The sequence below is a fragment of the Algoriphagus marincola DSM 16067 genome (genome assembly GCF_000429405.1).
Lineage (GTDB): Bacteria > Bacteroidota > Bacteroidia > Cytophagales > Cyclobacteriaceae > Algoriphagus > Algoriphagus marincola.
In genome coordinates this window covers 21602-41137 of sequence record NZ_AUBU01000003.1, presented here as the reverse complement: position 1 = coordinate 41137, position 19536 = coordinate 21602, and the positions used below count along the sequence as shown (strand labels likewise).

Genomic DNA, 19536 nt, shown 5'->3' with positions numbered 1-19536 from the left:
GAGATTTGATTGACGGGCAAATATTAAACCGATTTTACCTCCAAATAAATCCCAGATAGATTAGTCTCATAAACCGAAAGTGGGTAAAGAAGTTTTCTGATCTTTTTCAGGGTATAATTCCATCAATGGCATTTTCAGCTACTTGATTTTTTGTAACTTACCTAAAAAAAAGAACCATGGCCAGTTTCAATCTTAAAGTAAATGGAAAGAGTCATCAGGTGGACGTAGAAGATGACACTCCTTTGTTGTGGGTACTTCGTGATCACCTGGGACTAGTAGGTACAAAATTTTCATGTGGTATCGCCCAATGTGGTGCATGTACTGTTCATCTGAATGGCAATCCTACTTTTTCATGTGTGACCCCCATCTCAAGTGTGGGTAACTCCGAGGTAACGACCATTGAGGGGCTATCAGAAAACGGTGATCACCCCGTACAAAAAGCATGGGAGGAAGTAGATGTGGCACAATGTGGCTACTGTCAAGGAGGACAGATTATGCAAGCGGTGGCTTTTTTGAAGCAAAATCCTAATCCCAGTATGGAGGAAATTGACAATGCGATGAACAGAAACATTTGTCGCTGTGGTACCTATCACAAGATTCGCGAAGCAGTAGCAGAGGCAGCCAAAAACATGTAATTATGAAAACTGTAAAAAGAGAAAGTAGAAGAGACTTCTTAAAAGCTGCTGGCTTAACTGCTGGTGGATTATTTATAGGATTCAACTGGTCTAGCTGTGATAGCCCGAAGGTCGAGGTTTTGAGTACCGAGCAGGTACTTGCCAATGCAAAAAACTTCAATGCATATCTTTCGATAGCTCCATCCGGAGATGTGGTGATTTATTCCCCTAATCCTGAATTGGGACAAAATATAAAAACCTCTTTTCCTATGGTCGTGGCTGAAGAGCTCGATGCAGACTGGTCAAAAGTCCGAGTTTTGCAGGCCAACCTGGATACGGAAAAATACGATCGCCAACTTACGGGTGGATCAGGAGCCATGCCTCATAGCTGGGAAAGGCTTAGAAAAGCAGGGGCTACAGCAAAGTATGTCTTGGTAGCGGCTGCTGCAAAAGCCTGGAATGTACCCGCTGAGGAGATTAGTGTCGAGAATGGAATCATTTCCCACAAAGGCTCCGGAAAATCTGGTCATTTCGGAGAATTTGTAGGAGAGGCAGCTCAGATGGAGACACCTGAAGAGGTTACTTTAAAGGATAAAAAAGATTTTAAAATCATAGGCACTCCAGTGAAAAATGTGGATGCCCGTGAAATTTATACCGGAAAACCACTCTTTGGATTGGATTTCTACCGAGAGGGAATGAAGCATGCTATGGTACAGCGCGCTCCTTTTGGAATGAAAATCAAATCTGTGGAAGATGGCGCTGCCAGAGCAGTGGCAGGAGTGACCGATGTAGTCACGTTCGGTAATTCTGTAGCAGTGGTAGGGGACTCTACTTGGCCTTTGCTGAAAGCTAAAAAATTGCTTCGAGTAGAATATGAGCCTGACGGAACTGTAGAAAGCACTGCTGACCATGATCGAATATTCCAGGATCTAATTGCCAATGGCAAAGCGGAAGTAAGGAGAGAAGACGGAAATGTTAAATCGGCATTTGCCAATGCGGCAAAAGTGGTGAGTGCAGAATATCAATGTCCATTTTTAGCGCATTCACCTATGGAGCCGGAAAACTTCTTTGCACATGTGCAAGGAGATCGTTGCGAGCTGATTGGTCCTACGCAAACTCCTGATCGAGCTAGACAAACTGCTGCCCAAATCCTTGGAATTCCTGCCGAAAATCTAACGGTAGAAATTACCCGTTTGGGAGGTGGATTTGGCCGAAGACTTCGTGCAGACTTTGTCGAAGAGGCGGTACATATTTCTAAAGCCATCAATGCTCCGGTGAAACTTACTTGGAGTAGAGAAGATGAACTCACTGGAGGAGCTTACAGACCAGCAGTTAGATATCGATTTGAGGCGGCATTGGATGAAAGTGGAACCATGATTGGATACAAGCTTCGTGGAGTAGGGATGAATGCGGGTAATTCCACTCGGGAGAATAACTTCCCTTCCGGAGCTGTTGATAATTTATTAATCGAAAATATCAATTACGACTCTAGCATCACTACCAATGCTTGGAGAGCTCCAATTACCAACTTCCTGGCCTATGCAGAGCAAAGCTTCTTAGATGAAGTGGCTTTGGAAGCAGGAAAGGACCCAGTTGCATTTAGATTAGAACTACTAGATCGAGCCAAAAATAATCCTGTGGGAAGATTAGGCTATGATGTGGACCGAATGATTGGAGTGGTTAAAACTGCTGCGGAAAAATCCAATTGGGGTAAAAACTCAAATGTGAAACAGGGCTTTAGTGTTTATTTCTCACATCGATCCTATGTAGCGCAAGTGGCAGATATCGAGATGGAGGGTGGTTCACCTGTTTTGAAGAAGATAACGGCTGTGACCGATTGTGGAATGGTCGTAAATCCTACTGGCGCAAACCATCAGGTTCGAGGAGGAATCGTAGACGGAATGGGGCATGCAATGTATACGAATCTTACCTTTGAAAACGGTGTGCCTAAGCAGCGAAACTACGATTTATACAGATTGATCCGAATGAAGGAAGTTCCGGAAATTGAAACTCACTTCGTAGATTCTGGATATGATCCAACTGGTCTGGGAGAGCCTGCTCTTCCACCTACAGGTGGTGCCATTGCCAACGCCATATTTGCAGCGACAGGTAGAAGACTTCGAAGTCAACCGTTCATTGAGCAAAAGGAATTTTCCGATGTGAAACTTGAAATCCGAAGGTCCTAAAATTGGAAAATTAAAAGATTGAAAAATTTTAAAATTAATCCAATCGAAGCAAAAAGATTAAATGATTAAGCCTCTAGATTTGACTCTAGAGGCTTTTTGTTTTTTGATTGGTAAATACTTTTTTGGAACAGATTAATTACTCAATATTCAGATATTTCAATATGTATATCCGCTTTTACCAGTAGAAAAACTGAATGGCTAAAATTCTGCTAAAATGATAGGTTTATGCAGGCATCGGTCATCGGACATCTGGGTCCTGTCTGCAGACGCGGATCCGTCTTTTTTAGAAAAGAAAATTAGGCTAATGGCATCTTTACGGACAATCATATATTTCAATTTCTCAATTAATCTTCTCCGCTTCTGCTCTCAAAATCTCATTATCATCAGCCTTTCCATTTGCAATGAATTCAGCAGCTGCTGAAGTTTTCTCTTGACCTTTTTCAAGTAAAACCCGTAAGGCAACCATCACACCGATTCGGGTTCCAACTTTCTTAGCTGCAGTATTGAATAATGGTTCTAATTCATCATATGAAATTTCCTCTGCTAGGGTAGCGATGGAGGATAAGGCGGTTTCCAACTTATCTCCGGAGAAGTTGGTCAACTTCTTACTGATTTGTTGAATCTCGTTCAATGGCTTTTTCTGACCTTGCGGAGAGGAATTTTGATTTTGCTTAGGCTGATTAGCTGGAGCGGGAGGTGTATTTTGCTTAGCCCAGGTATCCTTCAACCCCACCGTTTTATTAAAAACCAGTTTACCATCCTTGGAGTCTGAGTCTAAGGTGAAGTAGCCTAATCGTTGGAATTGATACTTATCATCCATCGTAGCATTGGCCAAGTGAGGTTCCAGAAACGCATTGGATATAACCTTTAAAGACTCAGGATTTATGAAATCCAAGAATCCCTTATCCTCATGGCTATCTGGTGCTTCGTCTAGAAACAAACGATCATACTCCCGAACTTCAGCCTGAATTGCATGCTCGATAGAAACCCAATGCAAGGTGCCTTTCACTTTTCGTTGGCTAGCTTCTGTGCCGCTTCCTGATTTTGATTCTGGATCATAGGTACAATGAATTTCCTGAATAACTCCTGATTCATCTTTTACAACTGATTCAGCCTTAATGATATAAGCACTTTTCAAGCGAACTTCATTTCCCAAGGAAAGTCTAAAAAACTTCTTTCCTCCATCTTCTTTAAAATCCTCCCGCTCAATGTATAATTCTCTTGAGAAAGGCACATCATGCGTACCAGAATCAGCCTGCTCTGGGTTATTCTCCATCTGAAGAATCTCTGACTTTCCTTCTGGATAATTGGTAATCACCAATTTTACTGGATTCAAAACACCCATTACCCGGGTAGCAGTTTTATTTAAATCTTCCCGAATACAAAACTCAAGCAATGACACATCTGTGACATTATCCCGCTTTGAAATACCTGCTAGATCACTGAATTTCCGAATAGAATCAGGGGTGTATCCTCGTCTTCTTAGACCGGAAATGGTAGGCATTCTAGGGTCATCCCAGCCGGATACAATGTTTTTTTGGACCAGCTCCAGAAGCTTGCGCTTGCTCATCACAGTATAGCTTAAGTTGCGACGTGCAAATTCGCGCTGCTTGGGTCTCAATAAGCTTGAGTCATAAATCTGATCCAAATACCAATCATAGAGCTCTCTATGCGCCTTAAATTCCAAGGTACAAAGTGAATGAGAAACCTGCTCTACATAGTCGGACTGGCCATGTGCCCAATCATACATGGGATAAATACACCAATCCGATCCTGTACGATGATGTGGCTTATTTACAATCCGATAAAGAATCGGATCACGCATATGCATGTTTGGCGAAGACATGTCAATTTTTGCACGTAGCAAATAGGATCCCGCAGCAAACTCTCCATTCTTCATTCGCTCAAACAAATCCAAACTTTCTTCAATTGGTCTGTTTCGAAATGGAGAATCCGTTCCAGCGGTAGTTGGAGTTCCTTTTTGTGCAGCAATTTCCTCAGAGGTTTGTTGGTCTACGTAGGCCATTCCTTCCTTGATCAGTTGGATCGCCCAATCATACAATTGCTGAAAGTAATCGGATGAATAGCACTCATTGGCCCATTGAAATCCCAACCAAGCAATATCCCGTTTGATGGCATCGACATATTCTTGTTCTTCTTTTGCTGGGTTGGTGTCGTCAAACCGAAGATTTACCGGAGCATTGTATTTTTCTCCTAAACCAAAATTAAGGCAAATTGAAGCTGCATGCCCAATATGAAGGTAGCCATTAGGTTCTGGAGGAAAGCGAAATCGAAGTTTATCCTTAGGAAAACCGTTTTTCAAGTCTTCCTCTATAATATGTTCTATAAAATTGAGTGATTCTGCTGTTTCTTTCATCATAGATAATTGAAAGTCAAAATTACTTTAAAAGAAGTGAATTGCAACTGAATGAAAGCCTCTTCTATTGAATGTTTAGAAAAATCGATTTCGTGATTTATTAGACCAATAGTCAATATTTCCTTACTTTTTTCCAGATAAAAACTTAATATAAAGCCAAAATATAATTGAATTGAAACGAAGAGATTTTATACAAAAAGCGGGAGTAGCAGCGGCTGTTTCCAGTCTTCCATTGGGTGTCGGTGCCAGCATTTTAACCCAGAAGCGAAAGAAAATCTATCATGTAGGAATAATTGGCTATGGTGACCGAGGTTCAGGATTACATCGTGTCATGAATAGAATGCCCGACAAATTTTCGGTCAAAGCCATCGCCGAAGTGCTTCCTTTTCGTGCCCAACCAGCTGCAGAACAATACCCTGACTTGAAAGTGCATCAAGATTACAGAAAGCTTTTGGATAGTGCTGAAATTGATACTGTAGTAGTTTCTACTCCTTTGAATGCTCATTTTGAACATGCAAAAGCAGTCTTAGAAGCAGGGAAAAACCTTTATCTCGAAAAGACCATGCTTTTTACTTTGGAAGAGATTCAGGCCTTTCAGAAATTGGTTAGAAATTATCCAAATCAAACTATTCAAGTTGGTCATCAGTATCGCTACTCTCCGCTTTATTTCAAGGTCAAAGATTATATCGAAAAAGGCTGGTTGGGTAAAATCACTCAGGTTTCTGCCCGATGGGATCGCAATGCTAGCTGGAGAAGACCGGTTCCTTCGCCAGAATTTGAGCGTCAAGTCAATTGGAGGATGTATAAGGAATACTCTGGTGGATTGGTAGCTGAGCTCTTATCTCACCAAATGGATTTCATTAATTGGGCTTTTGATACAGTACCTGATCGCATTTATGGCACGGGAGGCATTGATTATTACAAAGATGGAAGAGAGACTTTTGACAATGTACAGGTGACTCTGCGCTATGAGCAAGCGGGGATGGTTGGAAATTTTGGAGCGACCTGTGGCAATCAATACGAAGGCTATGCATTCAAAATCAAAGGAACAGAAGGAACAATCTCTTTACTTACCAATGATGGAGTTTTTTATCCTGAGCCTGAAGCTAAAGCAAAACTCCAGGAAGTAGATGGTGTTTCCGGTGCTACCCCCATCACTTGGACTGAAAATCGAAATGCGATCAAATTAGTGGATGAACCGACCAAGGATGGGACTATTTATGCCTTGGAGGATTATTATCGATGTTTGGAAGAAAAGGCTACTCCGCTTTGTAATGTTGAAAACGCCGGAAATACAGCCAAATTGGTAGCCTTAGCCAATCAATCTCTTTATCAAGGAGAATTAAAAACCTGGAATGGTTAAAGACATGTTTTGGTGCAGGTATTTAATAGCGAATGGAATTTTTTAATTTCAGGCAATGAACTACCCAATTTACCTCGATTATAATGCTACCACTCCTTGTGCACCTGAAGTAGTCGAGGCAATGCTCCCGTACTTTCAGGATCATTTTGGAAATGCTGCCAGCAAAAGTCATCCCCATGGCTGGATGGCTGAGAATGCGGTAGAAGAAGCACGGGAAAAAGTGGCAAATTTGATAGGTGCTCGGGCAAAAGAAATTATTTTTACTTCAGGAGCTACCGAAGCTATTAACCTCGGAATTAAAGGGGTTTTCGAAGCTTATTTTGGGGAAAAGCAGCATTATATAACTGCTCAAACAGAGCATAAAGCAGTTTTGGACACCTTTGCTGAACTTGAGAAAAGGGGAGGAGAGGTGACTTATTTAGCCGTTGATTATCAGGGAAATATTGATTTGGAGGAATTGGGAAAATCCATTCTACCTCATACCAAGATGATCTGTCTGATGTGGGCCAATAATGAGACTGGAATTATTCATCCCATGGATAAAATCGCCCACCTAGCCGCTTCAAAAGAAATTATTTTGATGAGTGATGCTGTTCAGGCCGCAGGGAAAATTCCTGTTTTCACAAAAGGCATTCATTTGATGGCTATTTCGGCACACAAGTTTTATGGACCCAAAGGGGTTGGGGCTTTGTATGTGCGTCATAATCATGAATTGCCAAAGCCTCTGGCTCAAATCCATGGAGGAGGTCATGAAAAAGGAATGCGAAGCGGAACGCTCAATGTGCCCGGAATTGTTGGCTTTGGCAAAGCAGCAGAAATTCGAATGAACGAAATGGAAGCTGAAGGAAATCGGCTTAAAGCCTTGCGTGATCAATTGGAAAAGAGTCTTTTGGAGATTTCTAACACTTATTTGAATGGGAGTCAAGAAAATCGTTTGCCGCACGTAAGCAATATTGCTTTTGGTGGAGTGGAAGGGGAGGAGTTGCTGAAAAGACTCAATCAAAAAATAGCGGTGAGCTCTGGGTCAGCCTGTACCTCTATTTCTCCCAAACCGAGCCATGTATTAGCTGCAATGGGATTAGATTCGGATTTGGGTAGGGCCTCCATTCGATTTTCGCTGGGAAAAAGTACATGTGAGACAGACATTGATCAGGCAATCGATTGGGTAAAATCCGTTATCCATGACTTGAGAACTGTTATTTCAACTTAATTAAAATGCTTGAAATCAGTATATTTAGGTTATGGAAAGGAAAAAACAAATCATAGCGAAAGAACCTGATGTCGAATACGGTCGCTATTCCTATTCAGATTATTTGACTTGGCAGTTTGATGAAGTAGTTGAACTGATTAGAGGAAAGATCTTCAAAAAAGCCGCTGCCGCACCAAAAAGAATTCATCAAAGAATATCTTTGAAACTCGCTACCAAATTTTATACTTTTTTGGAAGGTAAAAGATGCCAAGTTTACGAAGCTCCTTTTGATGTTCGGTTTCCAAAGACATCTAATGAAGACAGTCAAATATTCGACGTGGTTCAACCTGATATCTGCGTGATTTGCGATTTTGATAAGTTGGACGACAGAGGTTGTTTGGGTGCTCCGGATTTAATTGTAGAAATCCTTTCACCTAGCAATAATGAAACAGAGTTACGATACAAATTCGATCTTTACGAGTCTCAGGAAGTAAAAGAATATTGGATCGTTTCACCTGAAAATCAAACCTTTACAATTAACACCCTTATAGATAAAAGGTACGTCACTTCCCGGATGATGACCTCAGGTGATGTGGTAAAATCTAATGTGATTGAGGGGTTTATCCTGGATTTGAAGGAATTTTTTCATAATATCGAGTAGATACGAATATAATGGAAAGTGAAATCTTCAAGACCTCAAATCCTTCAATCTTTCAATATCGGCTTCCGTATCCAAATCGATCTTTCCAAGTGGAAAGTCTATTGCAAAAACATCTTCTCTATTCTTCAAAATGACCTTTTTAGCTCCCTCTGAACCTTTTAAGGCAAGCATTTCTTCGAAGTACTTTTGATCAAAAAGTGCAGGTACTCCCAAGGTTTCAGAATAAGCACAGGCTACAATTCCTTTATCGCTTTCTTTCTTGGCTAAAATCAACTGATCCAAAAGCTTTGCCTCTACAAAGGGCTGATCACAAAGCATCAAAATAACCTGATCTATTTGATCTTTTTGAATTAAATACCGAAGTCCAACCTGCATACTGGAAGCCATTCCTTCTTCCCAATTTTCATTGATGACGCTAGGTATTCGACTTGAATCAAAGCCACTTCGGATCAATTCAGGATTCCATCCCAATACGACAATCGATGAGTTAGATTTACTTTTTAAAGCGTAATCTACAGCTCTCTGTATTAATGTTTTTCGCTGAATTTCAATTAATTGCTTTGGTCTTCCTAAACGAGAGGATGAACCTGCAGCCAAGATAATCAATCCTGTTTTCATACCCCTATTTCGTGAATAGGGCCTTGCTTATCCCGTAAAAAAATCGGTTGTTTTTTATTCAAGACAGCCTTTATCTCTGCAAGAATTGAGAGTGCGATTTCTTCTGAAGTTTCTGCGCCTATTTCCAGACCAATAGGAGCATACAGGTTTTCTTTAGAAACTTTCATGCCCTGACTTTGAAGCCTGTCGATTAGCTTTTCGGTCTTTTTCTTAGGCCCTAATATTCCAATGTAGGGAATCATATACTTCTGTAAATCCGCCAAAACAGCTACCTCATATTCAAAATTATGGGTCATCAATAAAGCGACTGTATTCAAATCACACTCGATTTTACTTTCCAGTTCATCCGCAGGAGACACGATAATCTCTTTGGCTGAAGGGAAACGGGCAGGAGTGGCCATAGTCTTTCGGCCATCGATAAGTATCAATTCAAAGCCTAGCAATTCTGCAAGCTTAGCAACTGGAATCGTATCATTTCCAGCACCAAAAAGTAATAAGCGAACTGAAGGTTTTACCAATTCAAAAAAAACGGATAATTCATCAAATTCTGGATAAACATGGATTTGACTTGTATTTTGGTCAAAAGCCTGAATCTCATGTTTCAATTTGAGCCAAAGCTGCGAATGAATCCTCTCTGTATTTCCGTATTGATGATTCCCTTTTTGTAGAAAAACCGTCCCAATTTGCTCTGAGCGTGAGTTTGGAACTGAAAACAGTGTCAACAAGAGGGAGGTTTCTCTCCCTTTGACGGCTTCTTTGATCAGCTCCACAGGATTCGATTGGTCCAGAAAATCCAACGGCTCAATGAGAACGTGAATAATCCCATTGCAGCCTAGTCCTACACCAAACTTTTGATCATCTTCATCCGTGGTGTCATAGGTCACGAGCATGGACTTTTGCTGGAAAATGACCATCTGCGCTTTTCTAAGCGCATCTCCTTCAAGACAGCCGCCACTAATAGCTCCAGTCAGATTTCCATCTTCAGTGACCAGCATCCTTGCACCAGGACGACGATAAGCCGAGCCGATAACCTGTACCACAGTAGCTAGTGCTGCCTTTTTACCTAATTCTTTACAGTTTTCGTATGCTTCTACGATTTGTTTGAATTCTTTCATCAGTTTTTAATCTGTCTATTGGCGGTCAGAACTTCTCCCGTACTGCAAGGTTGGGATGTAATCTCTGACTATGGTAGGAAGGTCGCACATTTTCCCCGATTCCTCAGGGCATCCTTCTATGTGCATTACTTAAATTCTGTTCGATTTTATATCTATTCTTCGGATTAATTGGCGAGTTGGAGCCTTTCTTTTCTGAAGGAAAACCAAATCGAAAATAAAGTAGAGAGCACTAAATACCCTGCAAAAATATAAATCGATCCTGGCAAAAACTTATTCAAATCAAACCAATCACCGGTCGAAATGATGAAATAGAATGCGTAGGCTGACTTTAATAATTCCCAAGCCCAAGCATTGGGGTTGCGATCCATCAGTTCTGTATAAGCGAAGACTGTCAAAAACACAAAACCACCATAATAGAATATATCTGGTGCACCAATGGTGGAGATATTTCCAAATAAGTAACTCAGCAACAAAAGAAGAACAATCAGTTGCGCAAAGCTCCAAACCAGCATGCCTTTGGATAGAAAGGGATTGTACTTTTCAAAGTTATAGACATCACTGATTTTGTTGACAGGGTACTTTTCAGCTACGTCTTCTGGACGCCATCCCAAGGGCATAAACCAAATTTTGAATTTATCAGCCCAGTTTTTGGTGCGCCAGGCGTCTTTAATCAGAAGCCAAAGGTGCATGAAGTTGATTTTAATAGGATTCCAGGTTCTTACAGGTCTGGTAACCCCGTAAACAGCAGGAATATCATCTTGCTCTTCCTGATAGGTCCCAAACCATCTGTCCCAAAAAATAAATATCTGTCCGTAGTTTTTATCCAAATACTCGGGATTGATGGCATGATGAACCCGGTGGTGGGAGGGGGTTACGATGATTTTTTCCAAGAAACCCATTTTGCCGATATGGCGAGTATGGTACCAAAACTGGGCAAATAAATGTAAAGGTGCCACAATGGCGATAACTTGAGGAGGAACTCCAAAAAAGGCAGCAGGAATCAAGAAAACAGCGAAAATCTTTACGATGGAAGAAATACTTTGCCTGAGAGCACATGCCAAGTTGAACTCCTCCGAGCTGTGATGGATGATGTGATTGTTCCAAAACAAATTATACTCATGGGCAATTCTATGAGTCCAATAACCTGCAAAATCCAGAGCAAAAAAGGCAATTACATAGACTAGCCATGTTGCTTCGATTTGAAATATGGCAAACTTGGAAAACAACCAATCATAGGAAATGATAACGATACTGAGCCCCAGGACATCTTTGGTCACATTAGTGATGCCGGAGCTTAGGCTGGAAATCATGTCATTTACAGGGACTGTGTCATTGCCTTTCCAAACTCCCCAGAATTTTTCAAACAATACCAGCACAAAAAAAGCTGGCATCGCGATTAATAATATTTTGCCGTAGGATTCCATTTAGATAATATTTCTAAAATAAACTTAGCTAATCCCAATCTTTGATTCAAGCAGCATGATTGAAAATCACATTATTTGATTCTTATCAAGGCTTTTGAATTATCCAAAGATTCCTAAATTCCAATTCAAAAACATCATTTATGCGGAAATCGTTTTTTGCTGCCTTTTTTTTCGCTTCTCAGCTTGCCTTTGGACAGCTATCAAGAACCGAAATAATAACTTCCTCTGAATCGAATTTAAGAGCTTCTTTACTTGAATTTCGAGAATATTTAAGTCTCCCAAACAATGGTAAAATAGATGAGGATATTTCTCTCAATCTTAACTGGACCCAGGCGGAACTGGAGAATCTAGGCTTCCAAACACAAATTTTGACTGGAAATGGAATCCCTCACTTATTTGCGCAGGGGAAATTAGATCCAGAAAAGAAGACTATTCTTGTATACATGCAAGTGGATGGTCAACCAGTGGATTCGACCGCTTGGAACCAAAAGAGTCCCTACATTCCTGAACTCATGGAAGAGATGAATGGAAAATGGCAATCTATTTCCTGGGATTCTTTGGATGAAATAATTAATCCTGAATGGAAGATATTTGCTCGTTCTTCATCTGATTCAAAAGGTCCTACCATGGCTTTTTTCACAGCATTGAAAATACTGAAAGAAAAGGGTATAGAACCCACCATAAATCTGAAGTTTATTTTGGATTTTCAGGAGGAAATAAGTTCTCCGGAATTGGCTCCAATTGTGGAAGAAAACAAAGCCTTATTTCAATCTGATGGAATTTTGATCATGGACGGAACTCGGCATTTTTCCAATCTTCCCAACCTAACTTTTGGAGCAAGAGGAATAGTGACAGCTACAATTAAGGTCTTTGGTGCATCAAATAACCTCCATAGCGGCCAATATGGCAATTTTGCACCCAATCCCGTATTCCAACTTTCAAGACTCTTAACCGCTATGAAGGATGAAGGTGGTAGAGTTTTGATACCTGGTTTTTATGATGGAGTTTCCATTTCTGAGACAGATTTAAAAGCGATGTCTGAGATACCTGAGGATAATGAAGTCATGGCCCTGGAAATGGGATTCGCTGAAGCCGAAAAAGTTGGAAGAAACTATCAGGAAGCCCTGCAGTATCCTTCTCTGAATATCCGGGGGATAAGTGCTGGCTGGACGGGAAAGGAGGTTCGGACACTGATTCCTGCTCAAGCGGTAGTGGAGATAGATATGCGAACAGTAAAAGAAACTCCCAATGAAAGGCAGTTGGCGCTTTTGAAGCAGTTCATTTTAGATCAAGGTTTCTATTTAATTGAAGGTGATGAACCAACCGAGCTCGAAAGAAAGACCTATTCCAAGATCGCTTCTTTCCAAAGTAGAAATGGCTCTCAGCCTTTTAGGTCAGCTATGGATTCTGATTTTGCAAATTGGCTGGACCGTGGAATGCGTCATGTCTTTGGTGAAAAATATATTAAAACCCGCCAAACGGGCGGCTCTCAACCGATGGCACCTTTTATTAATATCTTGGGAGCGCCAGCTGTTTCGGTTCGCATTCCAAATCCTGATAACAACATTCATGGACCGAATGAAAATATCCGAATCGGTAACTATTTGGAAGGAATTCAGACTTGCCTAGGAATATTAACTCAAGAATTTTGATGAGCTCCTATCCAGATATTCTTGCTGTAGTAATTGTTTTAGTTACTGTATTTTTTGTATTGAAAATCAATAAGGTAAAAAAGCCTATTATTCAAGGAATCTTGAATTGGTTTCCAGCTATACTATTCGCCTATGTTATCCCTGCCTGCTTTACACATGCATTTAATTGGGATCTATCTGGAGTGATTATTCATGATTGGAGCCGCAATTGGATCATTCCCATTACACTTTTGGCCGTAATGTCTGCTTTACCGTTAAAGCAGCTAGCAATTGTTGGAGCCCGACCTCTAATTTTATTTTTTGCTGGAAGTCTATTTATAGCAACACTTCCTGTGATTTTGGTTGTAGGAGCATCCCTTTTCTCCCCAAACTCACAGCAAATATTTATAAATCAAGAATACTGGAAGGGTTTAGTACCTATTGTAGGTGGTTGGATAGGTGGCAGTACCTCTCAGTTAATTCTCAAAGAACTGGCCCAAACTCCCGAAAATGTTTTTCTTTCTGTATTGGTATTAGACAACATCCTTGTGAATATTTGGACGATCCTTATGTTTCAGTTTATCAAAAAAGGGGAGAAGCTGAGTGAATTAATGGGTATTAAGGATCCTTTGCCAATGAATCTAGCTACAGAGGAAAACAGAAGTGGAAAGAAAATTTATCCCGGGATTATCGCAGTCCTATTTTTAAGCGTTGCCGGTATCGCCTATTTGCTCGAACCCTCTTTTCTAAATCTTGTCATCAGTTTATCCATTTTAGGGATGTTGCTTGGCAATCTGATTCCAAACTGGAACGCAGCATTTTCACTAAAACTGGGTGGAGTAGGTATCGTATTAGTGATGGCCATTTTAGGATTGAAACTTGACTTTAGCAATTTAACTTTACCTCTTACCTTCGTGATTGTCGTTTTGCTATGGTTGGTTCTCCACTTCTTGGGAATGATTATCGTTTCTAAAGCCCTAAAATTGAATTTAATTTGGGTGCCTATCGCATCAATGGCTAATCTAGGAGGAATTTCCACGGCTCCGGCTGTTACAGCTGCTTACAGAAAAGATCTGATGCCTCATGCTGTGCTTTTGGCAATTTTGAGTATGGTGACAGGTACTGCTTGGGGAATGTTGACTATTTACTTGTTCCAGATAATTTGAAATCGAATCCATGAAGTTTCCAAGTCTATCTCAGCTTAAAAAAGACCTTTCCTTTCTAAATGAGCAGGAATTGGTGGAGTTGATCGCTGAGCTTAGTAAATTCAGTAGGGACAATAAAGCTTACCTATTTTTTAAACTTCATGAAAAAGATAATCCCGGCCTATTCCTAGAAATGGCAAAAGAAGAGCTGGAATTGGAATTTCAAAAAGCAAATACCCAACATGGCTATTATGCCAAAAAATCGGCTCAGGCTATTCGTAGAAAAATGAACAAGCTTTTGAAATTGAATAAAAAGAAGGAAGATCAGGCAGAGTTGATTTTATTTTTTTGTGAGCGATTAAAGGAGTACAATTATCTTGCTCATCGCCATCCTGTGATCCAAAATCTATATGAAATTCAAATCAGAAAAGCTGAGAACTTGATATCAGGACTTCATGAAGATTTGCAATATGACTTTCAAGAAAAGATGAGAGAATTGGCGTAAAGTAAGCCTTACGCTCAAGAGGTTAAATATAAACATTCTATGTTTTTGACGAGAATTCAAACTGTGGTTTACCTTGAAGAAGAAAAATGCTACCCAATCTTCGAGTAGCTCTTTGAGTTTTAGTATTTCAACTTTTCATCCTTGTCCCAGATACCCCAATAGGCTCCGACATCTCCTTCAGTTCCTACCTTCCAAGACTCATCAAAAGAAGAAAAATAAAAGACTGGAATATTATCCAACTTTGACCAGGTTTGGATGTTGATAAAGTATTTCAAAAAGTTTTCATCGGAGGGAATGGCTCCGTAGAGTGGACTTCCTTGACTTGGCCAACCCGTCTCCGTGATGAGTACCGGCTTTCCATTTGCTGCTTTCTTGGCACGATTGTACATATCCTTTATGTAAAGTAGGGAATAGTCCAATGCACATCCTTCCCAGTATGGATAGCAATTAGCAAGAATGACATCGCATAAATCAGTAATCCGTGGTTTTTGCTCAAACTCATAATATGCATCCACATAGCCAACGGGAACCTTGGGTATTTCGGCTTTCACTTTCTTGATAAAATCTAATAATTCATCTTCTGTCAGATCTTTGCGATACATTACCTCGTTTCCTACCGCAGCAATATCCACATAGCCTTCTTTTGCCAATCTGATCAAGCCATCAACTTCGGCTTGATTGATTTGGTCATCTGTTCCTAACCATGCACCAACCAGAGTCTTCATTCCCATTTCTTTTGCGATAACGGGAATGAGCTCGTTTCCTTCTGTACAAGAAAAAGTTCGGATCCATTTTGTGTAAGGTTGTAGGATTTCCAGCCTTCTTCTGATTTGCTTTTCTGTCAAAGTGTCCCCAGGCTGTTGACCTTCTTCATAGGGACTTATACAGAAACCGTAAAGCCCATCTTGAAGCAATTCTCTGAATGATTTAGCCAATTCTTCTTTTGATAATCCCTGCAGATCTCTTCCTGCAAGCGCCAATACTTTCTCAGCATTAAATGACATAATTATTAGTATTTTAATTTTTCGTTTTTATCCCAAATTCCCCAGCTTTGGCCGACTTCTCCCTCATGATGTACCTTCCATGGCTCGTCAAATGATGAGAAGTTAAATAAGGCTATTCCCTCACTTTGTGCCCATTCATTAGTCGCAATGAGGTACTTCATAGCATTTTCAGAGGATGGAATAGCATCATTTAGGCTCTCACCGGAATCTGGCCACCCTGTTTCTGTGATCATAACCTCTTTTCCATTAGCAATACTTTTGGCCGTCTCATACATTTTTTGAAGATATACCGGAGCATGGTCAATACTGCAACCCTCCCAGAATGGATAACAATTTGCCAAAATTACATCACATGCTGCCACGATCGTTGGCCGCTGAAATAGCTCATAATAGGTGTCTACGTAGCTTACCGGAATATCAGGAAGTGCATTTTTGACTAGTTTCAAATGCTGAAGTACTTCCTCTTCTGAAAGTTCTTTTCGAAGGAGTGCCTCATTGCCTACGACAGCAATATCCACCAAGCCTTGTTTTCCTAATTTTATGAGCTGTGAAATCTCAGCTTCGTTTTTGGTTTTGTCTGTTCCTAGCCAAGCCCCAACCATGGTTTTAAGCCCTTTTTGCTTCGCTATTTTTGGTATCAATTCATTACCATCAGTACAAGAAAATGAGCGTATCCACTGAGTATGGGGAGCCACAATATTCATTCTGCGTGTGATCTGATCTTCAGATAATACGTCACCGATATTTTGGCCTTCCAAGTAGGGACTGAAGCAAAGCCCATGAAAACCCTTTTCTAAGGCTTGTGAGAAAAGCGACTTGATTTCTCCTGAGGATTTCCCCTCAAACTTATTTTGTAACTGGAGTGCAACAGCTTTTTCTTGCTCCGAAAGGCTTATGACAGTACCTGGCTGATAGGGGGTATAGATACTGGCAGGCTTGTTTTTTTCTATTTTTCTTAATTTTAATTGTTCCCGGATTTCATTTGCTCTTGCTTCATCCACGTCATAATCGTGCATGATATACATAGCTACCATCGTACCCAGCATTGGTAGTCCAGAGAAGAAAAGTCGAAGTCCATCCACAGCTCCTTCAGGTTGTACAGCCGCATTCCCATCAAAACCTACTACGGTCAAAATCACTCCACTCAGACCACCTGCTATTGCGAAACCAAACTTCACCATGTACCAATAAATAGCTCCAAATACACCTTCCCGGCGAACCCCATAATTCAATTCGTCTAAATCAATTACATCCGCTGTCATGGACATCATTAGGACGAAAAGACTACCAATTCCAAAGGAATGGAAGGGGAGAGAAAAAATAAACATCCAAGGCTTACCCGGAACGAATAGGAACCACAAGGAAGCATAGCCTACTAATGCAATACTTTGAGATACCATGAATGCATTTTTTTTGCCTATTCTTTTTGACATAGCTGCCACGATAGGAATTACGATGAAAGTAGTCACCAATGCACCCACGCTTCCGAAAATCGGTGTCCAATACCCCGCGGCTCCTGCGTCTCCGCTAAACAGATGCCATACCACGATAAAAAACACAAAGCCAGCTACTGTATTGAATGCATTGAAAATAAAGAATGTCGAGATACAAAGCTTGCGGAATGGTCTGGATGCAAAAGCCTCTTTGAATCCTTGAATAATTATCGAAAGGCTGTTTCCAATTGCACCAAAAGTCAGTGGTGAAAATTTCTCATTTAGCGTTGATTTACTTTTGATGAAAATAGCAGGAACCATTGCACAAATCGCAAATATCACTCCCACCCAAACGGCCAATTGACGGGTAGCAGCTTCTGGGCTCGGAAACCAAGAGGGATCGTACATAATTACCCAAAACCAAGGGGCAATTACCCAAGCCCACTGTCCAATCCACTGTGCAATAGCCATGATTTGTGTACGTTCATGGAAGTCCTCACTCATTTCGTAACCCATGGCCACATAGGGGACACTGAATATGGTCAGACCAATATAAAAGGCAAATGAGCCCAAGAGGAAATAGGTGAAGTTGTAATTCACCGTGTTTTCTCCGTAAAGCTGCCACATCACCGAAAAGGCAACTCCCATGACTATGGCTCCAAGGAAAACGTATTGCCGACGCCTTCCCCATACAGATTTCGTATTGTCTGAGATAAAGCCCATGATTGGGTCAGTCACCGCATCGAGTACACGAGGCAGAAAGTAGACAATTCCCCACATCCATCCGGGGAAGCCTAGGTTTTGGACCAGCACAACCATAAATATACCTAGGGAAGCTGGAAACATTTGATTTGCTAACATACCCACACCGAAGGCAATCTTTTGCCCCATCGGAACTGTTTTGGCTGTGGTTGACATGGTTATTTGGATTTGGTGGTCAGTAGTTTAAAGTGATAATTTCAAAAGTGGGTTATAATTTAATAGTTGGCAGGAGGAGCGGATACCTTCGTAAGAAGGCTGTCAATTTCTCCATTGTAAGTCTTAATGATTGGATTTCCGTCTCGGGTAAGTCCTTCAAAAATACCCTGATCGACTAATTCCCAAACAGGATACTTTGCTTCCCCTTTGAGACTAAAAAGGCCAAAGTGGTTTTCCGATCCAATGGGGTTTGCAGCGTCTTTCCATTGCTCATTGAAAGCTTCGAAATAAAACATAGAAATCCCTGCTTCATTAGTCCACTCACGCATATGCTTGTAGTAAAGACCTTGTTTGTATTCGTCAGCAGCATGCGAACCCTCAGGACCGTAAAAGCCGTCAGAAACACTCGCCCAGCCTGTTTCTCCAATGTGAATGGGCTTATCGACTCCTATACTTTCCATGTAGGAGGCCACTGAATCATATTGAGATTTGGCAAAATCCCTGGCTCGAAGCATGGCTGCCTCTACTTTTTCAAGTTCAGATAGCTTGGATTCCTCAATAGGTACTCTCCAGAAAGCTGGATTATAATGCGAGTTGTGATAAGGGTAGGTATGGATGGAAATGTAATCGACTGCATTGGCCAACTTTTCCAAATCTTCCGTATGGTAACTGGCATCGCCACCTCCCCAGGAAGAAAAATCATCCGAACTGGTAATCCATAGATCCTTGGGAAGTTTACCTTCTGCTTTGAGTTCTTGCAGGTGATTGACCCATTTCAAAATTACCCAAGGCTGTACAAAATAGCTGGTCGCCCATCTGACCATGGCTTCATTGCCTACGGCAAGGATTTTAACAATATCTGGATATTGATTAACCAAGGCTACCGCTCGCTCGATTTCACCTTCATTTTGCTCGCTTTCTACATTGTGGTCGGGTTCCAGGTCTGTCCAAGCATTTTTGCAATCAATCCATGCTCCTAGCATCACATACATTTCAAAATTCGGATCTTCTTTTTTTAATTCTCTAATAGCCTTCAATAAAGTAGTTGCATGTGGCAGCTGAACATTGTAGGTTCGAAGAATTTTGATTCCCATTGCTGAGAGGATTTTTACGTCTTCTTTGAGTTGATTGACGGTTGGTTGTATATCTCTTGAACGCTCTCTGTATCCTCCAAATGATATAGCTTGGTAAGCTGGGTTTCCTAATATTTCTTTTGCTGTCACTTCTTTATTTTTAGTTGTTTCCACATCTGTTGATTTTTCACTACAAGAAAAGCTTGCTGTCAGGGCAGCACCTATTAAAAGTAATTTAAGGCTTGATTTCATAGTCATTTGATTTTGAATTTCCTGTATA

Annotated in this window: 15 protein-coding genes; 8 read left to right on the top strand and 7 right to left on the bottom strand. The window is 40.8% G+C overall.

What is annotated here, in order from left to right; genetic code table 11:
• Positions 1-176: 176 nt before the first annotated feature.
• Positions 177-635, top strand: coding sequence for a (2Fe-2S)-binding protein (locus tag G457_RS0105750; RefSeq protein WP_026945616.1), 459 nt, complete (start codon positions 177-179; stop codon positions 633-635).
• 2 nt (positions 636-637) lie between these two features.
• The gene (locus G457_RS0105745; RefSeq protein ID WP_026945615.1) at positions 638-2800 is read left to right on the top strand and encodes a xanthine dehydrogenase family protein molybdopterin-binding subunit; all 2163 of its coding nucleotides are present in this window, start codon (positions 638-640) and stop codon (positions 2798-2800) included.
• A gap of 340 nt (positions 2801-3140) precedes the next feature.
• On the opposite strand, the gene G457_RS0105740 is transcribed toward G457_RS0105745, so the two are convergent.
• A complete protein-coding gene (locus tag G457_RS0105740) occupies positions 3141-5177 on the bottom strand; it encodes a glutamine--tRNA ligase/YqeY domain fusion protein (protein WP_026945614.1) in 2037 nt (678 codons plus the stop codon).
• Positions 5178-5349: 172 nt separating this feature from the next.
• On the opposite strand from G457_RS0105740, the gene G457_RS0105735 reads away from it, so the two are divergent.
• The 3 genes from G457_RS0105735 to G457_RS0105725 are packed head-to-tail and all read left to right on the top strand — an operon-like array spanning position 5350 to position 8390.
• Positions 5350-6540 (top strand): Gfo/Idh/MocA family protein, encoded by a 1191-nt coding sequence (locus G457_RS0105735; RefSeq protein ID WP_026945613.1) that lies wholly within the window; start codon positions 5350-5352, stop codon positions 6538-6540.
• A 55-nt stretch (positions 6541-6595) separates the two neighbouring features.
• Complete coding sequence (locus G457_RS0105730; protein ID WP_026945612.1) at positions 6596-7750, top strand: cysteine desulfurase family protein; 1155 nt, start codon at positions 6596-6598, stop codon at positions 7748-7750.
• Positions 7751-7781: 31 nt separating this feature from the next.
• A complete protein-coding gene (locus G457_RS0105725; RefSeq protein ID WP_026945611.1) occupies positions 7782-8390 on the top strand; it encodes a Uma2 family endonuclease in 609 nt (202 codons plus the stop codon).
• Between the two features lie 27 nt (positions 8391-8417).
• Here the strand turns inward: G457_RS0105725 and G457_RS0105720 are convergent, their stop codons facing one another.
• From G457_RS0105720 to G457_RS0105710, 3 genes are all read right to left on the bottom strand, one after another.
• The gene (locus G457_RS0105720; RefSeq protein ID WP_026945610.1) at positions 8418-9008 is read right to left on the bottom strand and encodes a nucleotidyltransferase family protein; all 591 of its coding nucleotides are present in this window, start codon (positions 9006-9008) and stop codon (positions 8418-8420) included.
• Positions 9005-10123 (bottom strand): XdhC family protein, encoded by a 1119-nt coding sequence (locus G457_RS0105715; protein WP_026945609.1) that lies wholly within the window; start codon positions 10121-10123, stop codon positions 9005-9007. Before G457_RS0105715 ends, G457_RS0105720 begins: the two co-directional genes overlap by 4 nt.
• Before the next feature lie 164 nt (positions 10124-10287).
• Positions 10288-11514: a sterol desaturase family protein gene (locus tag G457_RS0105710; protein ID WP_248602823.1), complete on the bottom strand. Its 1227-nt coding sequence runs from the start codon at positions 11512-11514 to the stop codon at positions 10288-10290.
• Positions 11515-11687: 173 nt separating this feature from the next.
• Between G457_RS0105710 and G457_RS21100 the strand changes: the two genes are divergently transcribed.
• From G457_RS21100 to G457_RS0105695, 3 genes are read left to right on the top strand one after another with little or no spacing between them, the layout of a single operon-like run.
• Complete coding sequence (locus tag G457_RS21100) at positions 11688-13199, top strand: M20/M25/M40 family metallo-hydrolase (protein ID WP_035483306.1); 1512 nt, start codon at positions 11688-11690, stop codon at positions 13197-13199.
• Positions 13199-14344: a DUF819 family protein gene (locus tag G457_RS0105700; RefSeq protein WP_035483303.1), complete on the top strand. Its 1146-nt coding sequence runs from the start codon at positions 13199-13201 to the stop codon at positions 14342-14344. Before G457_RS21100 ends, G457_RS0105700 begins: the two co-directional genes overlap by 1 nt.
• A 10-nt stretch (positions 14345-14354) precedes the next feature.
• A complete protein-coding gene (locus tag G457_RS0105695; RefSeq protein WP_026945606.1) occupies positions 14355-14828 on the top strand; it encodes a hypothetical protein in 474 nt (157 codons plus the stop codon).
• A gap of 119 nt (positions 14829-14947) precedes the next feature.
• Here the strand turns inward: G457_RS0105695 and G457_RS0105690 are convergent, their stop codons facing one another.
• The 3 genes from G457_RS0105690 to G457_RS0105680 are packed head-to-tail and all read right to left on the bottom strand — an operon-like array spanning position 14948 to position 19508.
• Positions 14948-15832: a glycoside hydrolase family 17 protein gene (locus tag G457_RS0105690; RefSeq protein ID WP_026945605.1), complete on the bottom strand. Its 885-nt coding sequence runs from the start codon at positions 15830-15832 to the stop codon at positions 14948-14950.
• Positions 15833-15837: 5 nt separating this feature from the next.
• Entirely contained in the window at positions 15838-18183 is a 2346-nt protein-coding gene (locus G457_RS0105685; RefSeq protein ID WP_026945604.1) for an MFS transporter, read from the bottom strand.
• A gap of 59 nt (positions 18184-18242) precedes the next feature.
• A complete protein-coding gene (locus G457_RS0105680; protein WP_026945603.1) occupies positions 18243-19508 on the bottom strand; it encodes a glycosyl hydrolase family 17 protein in 1266 nt (421 codons plus the stop codon).
• Between the last annotated feature and the right edge of the window lie 28 nt (positions 19509-19536).